Origin of the sequence: Synechococcus sp. R3-13 (genome assembly GCF_047462195.1) — a bacterium.
GTDB lineage: Bacteria > Cyanobacteriota > Cyanobacteriia > Thermostichales > Thermostichaceae > Thermostichus.
The window spans coordinates 1-9,031 of the sequence record NZ_JANSIO010000112.1 but is presented as its reverse complement, the minus strand read 5'-3'; the positions used below and the strand labels follow the sequence as shown (position 1 = coordinate 9,031).

Here is a 9,031-nt window from a genome sequence, read left to right as displayed (position 1 = left end):
TGGATTTGCAAGGATCCCGACTGTTCCTCTAGGCCCAGCTTGCCCACAAAAAGGGCTTGACGTTCGCCACTGCGCAACCGCAGCGGCTCCAACACCACTGCATCTCCAGCCAGGCTGCCCCTGGCAGTAAGGCTTTCGATGCCAAACTCCTCTGCCTGCCAATTCTGGCCCTCAAGGTAAAAGCTGACGCTAGGCCGGTTGAGGCTGCCGACCAGGCTAACGCTGGCTTGGAATTCCCCTCGCAGACTTGTGGGCGGCGGGAAAGTGCTCCGCACCGCTGACGCGAACAGCGGATCCATGCGGCTGGCCAAGGTCTCCAGGTGGACAGCCAGGATCTGGGCATAGTACTCCAGCTGCTCCAGGAGAGGATGGTTGGGCAAACCAACCGGATCGGTCTCCAACACCGAGGCAGGGCCCAAGGGGGGCAATTGGAAACCCCGGGTGGTGAGGTCGCGCCACTGCCGCCACTTGAAGGCGGAGATGATATCTTCTAGCCGACCTTGATGGGTGCTGATCTCTAGGTCAATTTGGGGAGCGAGAGCCGCCAAGGTGGGATCCAAACCGGCTTGCAGAAGAGTTGCAGGCAGCTCTAAGGTGCCCCTAGCCGTATAGGTGCTCTCAAACAAATCCAGTTGAGCTTGGGCGATCTCTAGGCGAGGAGAACCATTACCAGCGTGGTAGTCGAAATCCACCGAAAAGCCCCGTACTTCGATCCCTCCCAACTGCAGATCCGCCACCGCAGCCCGTCCTTGGGCGGCGCCGCTTGCCAGGTCAACTGCCACCTCCCCCTCGAGGGTTCCCTGCAGACTGGCCCACGGCCCGGCAGCCACCCCCCCCAGCAAAGCCAGAGGCAACTGGTTCACTGCCACCTGGAGCTCCTCTTGCCGGCGTTGGCCGCGAATTTCCGCCTCGCCCCGCTGCACCTGAAACTGCAAAGGCTGAAACTGGGGATCCAACTGCAGCGCCAGTCGATCCCGCTTCCCCCGCAGATCCACTTCCGTCCCCTGAACAGACCCCTGAAAGGGCCCGGCCAAGTCTTCAAAGGCCACATCTCCCACCTGCAAGCCCCGCAACTGCGCCTTGCCAGTCACCTGCAAGGTGTCCAGAGGTCCGCGGATCTGGCCGGATCCCTGCAGCACTCCTTTCACCAGCGGCGGCAGGCCGGGTACTTCTGCCAGCGTAATCCCGTCGGTGGTAAAGCTCAGATCCAGGGATCCCACCTGCAGCGTCTGGGGATCCAAGGGGATCTGCCCTTCGACCCTGGCCAGGCGAGTGCCACCTGCCAACACCTCCGCCTCCTGGATATGCAGTCCGGATCCCTCCCAAGTCACCTGGCCGCGGATGCCCTCAACCCACTGCCGTCCCCTCGCTCCCAAAGGCTGCAACAAAGCCAGCGACCCTTGCGCCCGCAACGCCCCCAGGAAGCCCACTTCTGCTGCCGCCGCCCTGTCCAGCTGCGCCGTCAGCTCGCCAGAGAGGGATCCCGGCCATTGGGGGTTGAAAAAGGCCAGCGGCACCTCCTGAGGAGCCAACTGCGTCTGGAGCTGTCCCCCCGCCCACCGCCCCGCCACCGCCACCCGGCCTCCGCCCACGTCCAGCACCGCCTGCGGCACCTCCACCACCCAGTCCCGACCCTCCGGCAAAACCTGCAGCTGCCCTCTTCCGGCAATCTCTCCCCCAAGACTTTCCCAGCTGGCCTCCGCCCGCGGTTGGGATCCCGTCAGCGCCACCTGCACTTGAGCGGAAACCGGCCCCACCCAAGGAAGAGCGCCCCGGCGGGGCAGGTTGAGGCCGTAAAGGGCCAGCACCTGCTCCACGTCGGCTCCGCTAACTTGAAGATCGAACTGGCCTGCCAAGCCGGCAGCCCATTGCAGCTGGCCAGAGCCTTGGATGCGACCCCCTGCGGTCTTGAGGTCAATTGCTTCCAAGGCCAAGGTTTGATCCGCAAAGCGGAAGCCAAAGGCATACTCCGACACCGGCAGGCGATCCACCCGCCCCGGCGAAAGCCCCCGCAACTGTCCCCGAATCTGTGGCCGATCCAAGGGACCGGTGACCGCTACGGATCCCCCTACCACCCCCTCCACCGCCACCGGCAGGCCAGTCACGTCAAACGTCTCTTGGATCTGTTGAAGACTGGCCGGCACCAGTTCCGCCTGCAAACCAAACCCCTGCCCCTGGCTCCAGTCCACAGGGCCTTTCAGCTCGGCAAAGGAAAGCTGACCCAAACGACCGCTGACTCCCTGCAGCTCCAGCCCCTGCAAGGTAAAGCCAACGGAGCCGTTCACCTCTTCAAAGGGATGCGGCAGCATCTCCAGCCCCAGCCGAGCCTGTTGAACCTGGGCCTGCCCCGTCAATGCCAGCGGTTGATCCCGCCGCCAAAGCACTTGCAGAGCCAAGCCGGTTTCCCCCTGCACCTCGGCAAAAGGGTCTGCCGGCACGACGCTGGGCAAGAGATCCAAAGGCAGGCGGTCTGCAGAAAGCGACACCGAACCGGAAGCCTGGGCGAAATCCGCCACCCCCCTGAGCTGCAGCGGGTATCCCCTCCTCCCCTCCAGGCGCGTCAGCGGTGCAGAGTCCTTAGGGCGCAACCGGGCTGCCGCCTGGAAACTGGCCCGCCCCCCGAAAAGATCCTCCTCTCCTGGCGGGGCATTGTGGGGCAGCCACACCTGCACCTGGGCCTGCAACTGGTCAAACTGCCGCCGCTCCCCCACCAAAGGAATGGCCGTCAGGGATCCCTGGCGCAAACGGATGTTCAGCCCATGCAAGGGCAGGGATCCCTCCCCTTCCCCTTCCGGCAGTTGAAACTGCACATCCGCCCATCCCCGATCCAGCGTTTCCATCAGCAGCAGTTGCGGCTGGTTTAGGGTAACATTCAGCACCCACTGACCCGTCTGCAGCCAAGTCCAGAAATCAGGGCTGAGGTCGATGGAGCCGATGGTGGCCAAATGCTCAATGCGGCTTTCTCCCAAGCTCACCTGCCAGGGGGCCAGAAACCTCACCTCCCCCAATTCCACGCGCCGGCGCATCGCTTGCGAGAGGGTTGCTTCCACCTGCGGCAGCACGTGATCTTGAAGGTAGATCCCTGTTCCCCAGGCGGCACCAAAGGCGGCAGCCGTCAAGCCCAAACCCACCCCAGCTAGAGTGATGGGGGAAAGGTTGAATCGTTGCTGCTGCATCTTTGGATCTTGGTGATCCTCTCCCAACCGCCTACCCCTTAAAAACCTGACAGGCTCCCAAAAGCCATTCGTGCACTGCGGGCCGACCTTGCCGGCACAGTTGCCCCCATCCTACCCAAGGACTCCTGGCTTGCCACGAGGGAACAGAAAGAAGAGATCCCTGCTCCCAGGCGTAATTCCCCCGAAGACCCCGCGGAAAAATACCGTCTCCCGCGGAGAACGGGGATGCTAAGCTATCTCCACACCCGAGATTGAACCCACCCTGGGGCCTCTCTCAGGTGTTCCCTTCTGTCGAGATGGTTGAAAGGAGAAGAGCCATTCCGGAACCCCTATCTCTGACGGTCAGCTTGCGCGGCAGCCGCGAGGCGCTGGAAAACTGCCAGGTCTTTCACCTGACTGGCCTTCTGGATGCCTTTTCCGAGCCGGTCTTTGTTAAGGTGGTCACCAAATACCTGGAAGAGGGATCCCCTAACCTGATCCTGGATTTGACAGGGATCGACTTCATCGACAGCTCTGGCGTCGGCGCCCTGGTGCAATTGGCCAAGCTGGTGCAGGGCCGCGCAGGTATCTTTCAGGTGGTGAGCAACCCCCGCATTACCCAAACGGTGAAACTGGTGCGCCTGGAGAAGTTCCTATCTTTGCGCAACTCCTTGCAGGAAGCCTTGGATCGCCTGAAGGAAGGAAGTACGGGCAGTACAGAGACCGCCTGATACGTAATAAGTATGGGTCTGGGAACCTTTTGGGGGATCAGTGCTGGAGCAGGGGATCCCGACTGGATCACGGTCAAAGCAGCCCGCATCCTCAGCACGGTCAACTGGGTGGCCTGTCCCCAAAATACCGCCGGCCAGCCGGGCCTGGCCTATCAGATTGTGCGCCCTTGGCTGCGACCGGAACAAACCCTCTTGCCGCTTCGCCTGCCCTTTGTCACCCAGCCGGAAGTCCTGCAAGCTGCCTGGCGAGTGGCTGCCCAGCAACTAGCCCCACTCCTAGAAAGGGGAGAAGATGTCGCCTTCATCTGTGAGGGAGACGTGGGCCTCTACAGCACCTTCGCCTACGTGGCCCAAGCCCTGCGGCAGCGGATCCCCGCCTTGCCCATCCAGGCCATACCGGGGGTGTGCTCTCCCTTAGCCGCTGCTGCTGCCCTGGGATCCCCCTTGGTGCTCGGCTCCGAGAAATTGGCGATTTTACCGGCTCTGTTTGCCCTCTCGGAACTGGAGCAGGCTTGTGCCTGGGCTGAGGTAGTCGTCCTCATGAAAGTGGCCTCTGTCTACCCTCAGGTTTGGCAGTGGCTGGCCGAAAGAGGTTGGCTGCAACAAGCCAGCTTGGTGGTCTGGGCCGGCTGGCCCCAGCAAACCCTCTTCCCCACCCTGGAAGGACTGGCCGACTACCGGCCCCCCTACTTTTCCCTGCTGATCCTGCGTTCTCGGCCCCGAAATCAAGATTCTCTTAACCTGGAAAACGAGCTACAGCTGGAATGAGTTTTCTAGGATAGGGAATGAGTTCCTTCCGGCGATTAAGCCCGAAGCAGGGGTTGGTCGGTATTTTTTTGCGTGTGTTTCCATTGAGCTTAAGTCCCGTACCGAGCCGGCTTGTTTCCCCAAAAAAGCAGGTATCTTGTGCCGGAAAGATGTCAAGGAAACCCAGTCCAGCATCCTTAGGATCCTTGCGTTGACCTACATCAAAAAGAGATGAAAAGACCAAGTTAAAGGAATGATCCAGCCTGTTAAGAATGGTTGCCGCCCTTGGTGGAGAGATCGGCTATAGGTTAGATTATGAATGTAGTGATTCAGGCGAGGAGGATAATATCTCATCCCCATCCCAAACGCGAGGCACCGCTTCTCGATTGAATCAAATCCAAAATTCAAGTCCAAAATTCTCTGTCGGTCAACGCTTTGATCCAAGCTTCCGATCCGTTGCTTCGGCAGACTCTCCTGAGAAGTGGTTGTCTCGCTCAGCAGAGCACCTGGTACCTACGACAGGTTTTCCTCAAAGCAGAACAAGGGAGTTAGGCAGATAGCAGTTGGGCTTGCTGCACAAGCCACTGGGAAAGTGAGAGAGCGCTCTAGGTGTTCCTCAAATAATCCTCAAATAAAAGTGGTTTTGCCAGATCAACAAGCTCAGCCGGCTATTTTGAGTCTCCATTCATGAGCGAGTCAGGGTGGGAAAATCGGTGATCAGGTTCAGGTGCTCTCAACCTGCAAGCTCTGCGAGTCGGAACCAGCGCTCAGTGGGACAAGGACTGCGGGCTTTAGCAATTCGAGGTTCTCTCAGTTCATAGTTTCACTCTCACTTTCAGGAGGTTGCTATGTTTACCTTTCTCTCAAAGATTGCTAGAGCAATTATCCGCATATTTGCTCCTGCCAAGTCCGATCTGGTGGAAGTGGGTTACCAGCCCATCACGGATGATATCTATCGCATCAACGGCTCAGCCTGCCATTTTAGCGATCTGGAGATCTCATCGTAAACCTCAGAGTCGGATTCTGGTGTCGGAGCGGCCACTGGCGCTGGCCTAGAAATTGGAAAGGAAATTGGAAAGGAAATTGGAAAGCTACAAGTTAAGACAACTGAATAAGTCTTAGCTAAGTCTTGGATGCGGTTAGTCCGCGTCGGCAGGGGTGGTTTTCCTCCCTGTGGCCAAGTTCTACCGGTTCAGTGGTGGCTCCCCGTGGGGGTCACCACTTATTGTTTTGTTGTTTGCAAGTTGTTTGGGAAAATAAGGAGAATGCTTGCGGTTGCCCTATCTCAACCTGTGTTGCCTTCCCCCGTAGTTTACCCAGCTACATCGAATGATCTGGATCCCTTGGCCGAAGTTCTAGCCCAGGTTTTTCATCCCCCCTCAGGTCTGCAACGCTGGATCTACCCAATTCGCAAGCTGGGCATTCGCGAAGAGTTGCGCCTCAGGCTGGCCGCAAGGGATCCCCACTACTGCTGTCTGGCAGCTGCGGTGGGATCCGAAGTGGTGGGCACTGCCGAGATCTCTTTGCGGGTCACAGCCCACGGGAAGTATCCCTACCTCTCCAACTTGGCGGTGCTGCCCGGCTGGCGGCGGCGAGGAATTGCTCGTCTGCTTTTGCTCAGTGCTGAAGGGGTGGCGAAAGGGTGGGGCTACCGCTGTTTGCATCTGCACGTATTGGAAGACAATCTCCCCGCGCGGCAACTGTACGCTCAACTGCGCTATACCCCCATCGAACGCACCTCTCAACTCTGGCGATGGTTGGGGATCCCTCCGCAGCTTTTGCTCTGCAAGTGGTTACCTTGAATTGGCAAAGGAATTGGCAAAGCGGCAACATTGAGCTGGCAGAGTGGAGATGCTTCCCACCCCGCTGGCTTGCTTCTGCGCAGTGAGGCGAGTTCCTGGACTCATATAAAGTTATGTAAACTAGAGATGGGTTCTAGAGAGGTCTCGGAGGGGCAGTGAGGGAATTGGGCAGGGTTTTCATGGGATTGGTTGTGGGCCTGCTTGTGGGCTTTGGGATGACTCAGCCTGCCTGGGCCCAGTGGGGAACTACTCCTCTCCCGCCAATAGGTTCTCCGGCACCGGAGTTCGCATTGCCAGATCAAGCCGGGCAAATACGGCGGCTGGCGGATTTTCGGGGGGAGTGGGTGGTGTTGTATTTTTACCCCCGCGACTTCACTTCCGGCTGTACGATTGAGGCCCGCCGCTTTCAGCAAGATTTGCCCAAGTTCCGGGCCATGGGGGCACAGGTTGTGGGCGTGAGCGCTGACTCGGTGGACTCTCACAGGCGCTTTTGCTCGGCAGAGGGGCTACAGTTTCCTTTGCTGTCGGATCCCGACGGCACGGTCAGTCGAGCCTACGGATCCTGGATGGGCGATGTTGCCCTGCGCAATACGTTCTTGATCGACCCCGAGGGGATTTTGCGAGAAATCGACCCAATTGTAAACCCCAGCCGCCACAGCGCTGAGGTTCTGGCCCAGTTGCAGCAGCTTATCAGGAACTAGCCCTCTAGCTTTCCGGGCCAAAAGTCTGCTCAAACTCGTGGAGCAACTCGTCGATCTCCTCCAGCGCTTGGTTGACATCCACGCGCAAGCTGCCCAAGTCTGGCTTTTCCAACAGCTTGGCTACCGCTGGCCGGCGTTCGCGGATTAGCTTGATGCGCTCTTTCAAGGCGGCAATTTCGGCGGCGTCCATAGCTTCAGAGACCTAATTGACTCTCCTAGCTTATCGCTTCCGCTGGGGGAGTGTCGCCTGCTGGGATCCCTTTCTGAACCACCGAGAGCCAATCATAATAGAGCTGCGCAACCTGGCACTCAACCCCGCTTCAGAGGTGCTGACATGCTCCCCTACACCCAGATTGTCGCCCACCGTGGGGAGCACACCCACGCCGAGGAAAACACGTTGGCCGCTTTTGCTGCCGCTATTGAAGTGGGGGCCGAGCAAATTGAGCTGGATGTGCGCCGTAGCCGAGATGGGATCCCACTGGTTGTTCACGATGCCGATTTGGATGGACAGCCTTTGGCCGCATTAACTTGGGCCGAGATTCGGGCCCGCAAACCCACGATTCCCACTCTTGAAGAGACCCTGTCACATATCAAGGGCAAGATCACCCTCGATATCGAACTCAAAGAAGCAGGCTATGAGGAACAAGTCCTTGCCCTCGTTAGCGATATTTTGACCCCCGAAGAATTTGTGATCACCTCTTTTTTGCCTCAGGTGGTGCAGCGGGTTAAAACGCTTTTGTCCCCGCAACCCAAGGTTGGCCTGTTGATCGAGGCAAAGGCTGAGGAGCAAGCCAAGGGATCTTTACTTACCCGTTGCCGGGAGTTGGGAGCGGATTTTCTGGCCCCCCACTACAGTTGGGTGAACTTGCAGTTCTTGGCTGAAGCTGAACAGGCCGGGATCCCTCTGTACGTTTGGACGGTGAACGATCCTGAAGTGATGAAGTTGTGCTTGCAGCCATTTGCCGGCTCAGTAGGACAAAATCCCGTTGTTCAAGGGTTGATTACCGACCGTCCCCAATTGGCTTTGCAAATTCGCGCCCACCTTTTGGCAGGAGTAGAGGGGGCAAAACCCTAGACCATGGGCACAAACTGCACCGGAAAAGCCCCTTTTTGAACCCATCCTTGGGCTGTTTTGCAGAGGATCAGCAAGGACTGGGATCCCTGGGCACCGGAGTCCGAAGGGCTTTCTCCCACCGGCACCACCAAGGTGCCCCCCACCGCCAGTTGATCCAGCAGCACCATGGGCACAGTTGGGGGCGCTGCCGTCACCAGAATGGCATCGTAGGGAGCATGCTCTGGCCAACCTTGGTAGCCATCCCCCTGACGCACTTCCACGTTGCGATAGCCCAGGGCAGCGAGGGTTTGTTGAGCTTGAGCAGCCAATGGGGACAGACGCTCCAGGCTATACACTTGCCGGGCCAGCTCTGCCAAAACAGCCGCCTGATAGCCGGAGCCGGTGCCGATTTCCAACACCACCGATTCAGGCGTGAGGCGAGCAGCTTCTGTCATAAAAGCAACAATATAGGGCTGAGAAATGGTCTGGCCATAGCCGATGGGCAGAGGGCAATCCCTGTAGGCCCGATCCCGCAGATCAGAGGGGACAAAAAGGTGACGCGGCACTTTTCCCATGGCTTCCAGTACCCGTGGATCTCGGATCCCTCGTTTGATGAGCTGTTTCTTGACCATCTGCTCCCGTTGGGAAGCAAAAGGATCGGAAGCGTCTGGGGGCTGAGGTTCAACTTCTGGGATCCCAGCTGGAGAGCGAGAAGAATGTCTCCACCGGAAGGATGAGAATGGGTTGATCACCGATACACAACCTCCAGAAACGATGAGCTGCTCAGCTAGAAATCGCAGGAGCCCCGCACGGTACCCGTAGGGTCAGTGTCGGGAGGAAT

Annotated in this window: 8 protein-coding genes and 1 pseudogene; 6 read left to right on the top strand and 3 right to left on the bottom strand. The window is 58.7% G+C overall.

Annotated elements, in window-relative coordinates:
* Positions 1-3,176 (bottom strand): annotated as a pseudogene (locus NW856_RS03810) (translocation/assembly module TamB); the annotation flags it as partial.
* A 296-nt stretch (positions 3,177-3,472) separates the two neighbouring features.
* On the opposite strand from NW856_RS03810, the gene NW856_RS03805 reads away from it, so the two are divergent.
* From NW856_RS03805 to NW856_RS03785, 5 genes are all read left to right on the top strand, one after another.
* Positions 3,473-3,886, top strand: a complete 414-nt coding sequence (locus tag NW856_RS03805; RefSeq protein WP_011433770.1) for an STAS domain-containing protein — start codon at positions 3,473-3,475, stop codon at positions 3,884-3,886.
* Positions 3,887-3,898: 12 nt separating this feature from the next.
* Positions 3,899-4,654 carry a precorrin-2 C(20)-methyltransferase gene (locus tag NW856_RS03800; RefSeq protein ID WP_414399173.1) on the top strand — a complete coding sequence of 252 codons (756 nt, stop codon included), beginning with the start codon at positions 3,899-3,901 and terminating at the stop codon, positions 4,652-4,654.
* A gap of 827 nt (positions 4,655-5,481) precedes the next feature.
* Positions 5,482-5,640, top strand: a complete 159-nt coding sequence (locus NW856_RS03795) for a hypothetical protein (RefSeq protein ID WP_414329361.1) — start codon at positions 5,482-5,484, stop codon at positions 5,638-5,640.
* A 285-nt stretch (positions 5,641-5,925) separates the two neighbouring features.
* Complete coding sequence (locus NW856_RS03790) at positions 5,926-6,435, top strand: N-acetyltransferase family protein (protein ID WP_414350038.1); 510 nt, start codon at positions 5,926-5,928, stop codon at positions 6,433-6,435.
* 215 nt (positions 6,436-6,650) lie between these two features.
* Positions 6,651-7,136 (top strand): peroxiredoxin, encoded by a 486-nt coding sequence (locus NW856_RS03785; RefSeq protein ID WP_414399170.1) that lies wholly within the window; start codon positions 6,651-6,653, stop codon positions 7,134-7,136.
* A 4-nt stretch (positions 7,137-7,140) separates the two neighbouring features.
* Here the strand turns inward: NW856_RS03785 and NW856_RS03780 are convergent, their stop codons facing one another.
* Positions 7,141-7,326, bottom strand: a complete 186-nt coding sequence (locus NW856_RS03780) for a hypothetical protein (protein WP_011433765.1) — start codon at positions 7,324-7,326, stop codon at positions 7,141-7,143.
* 144 nt (positions 7,327-7,470) lie between these two features.
* Here NW856_RS03780 and NW856_RS03775 point away from each other — a divergent pair, with 144 nt between their 5' ends.
* Positions 7,471-8,211 carry a glycerophosphodiester phosphodiesterase gene (locus NW856_RS03775; protein WP_414399168.1) on the top strand — a complete coding sequence of 247 codons (741 nt, stop codon included), beginning with the start codon at positions 7,471-7,473 and terminating at the stop codon, positions 8,209-8,211.
* On the opposite strand, the gene NW856_RS03770 is transcribed toward NW856_RS03775, so the two are convergent.
* Complete coding sequence (locus NW856_RS03770; RefSeq protein ID WP_011433763.1) at positions 8,208-8,942, bottom strand: protein-L-isoaspartate(D-aspartate) O-methyltransferase; 735 nt, start codon at positions 8,940-8,942, stop codon at positions 8,208-8,210. The genes NW856_RS03775 and NW856_RS03770 overlap by 4 nt on opposite strands.
* Between the last annotated feature and the right edge of the window lie 89 nt (positions 8,943-9,031).

Coding starts and splice junctions, on each gene's coding strand:
- NW856_RS03800 (WP_414399173.1), top strand. CDS start 3,899: ATGGGTCTGGGAACCTTTTGGGGGATCAGTGCTGGAGCAGGGGATCCC.
- NW856_RS03805 (WP_011433770.1), top strand. CDS start 3,473: ATGGTTGAAAGGAGAAGAGCCATTCCGGAACCCCTATCTCTGACGGTC.
- NW856_RS03775 (WP_414399168.1), top strand. CDS start 7,471: ATGCTCCCCTACACCCAGATTGTCGCCCACCGTGGGGAGCACACCCAC.
- NW856_RS03780 (WP_011433765.1), bottom strand. CDS start 7,326: ATGGACGCCGCCGAAATTGCCGCCTTGAAAGAGCGCATCAAGCTAATC.
- NW856_RS03795 (WP_414329361.1), top strand. CDS start 5,482: ATGTTTACCTTTCTCTCAAAGATTGCTAGAGCAATTATCCGCATATTT.
- NW856_RS03785 (WP_414399170.1), top strand. CDS start 6,651: ATGACTCAGCCTGCCTGGGCCCAGTGGGGAACTACTCCTCTCCCGCCA.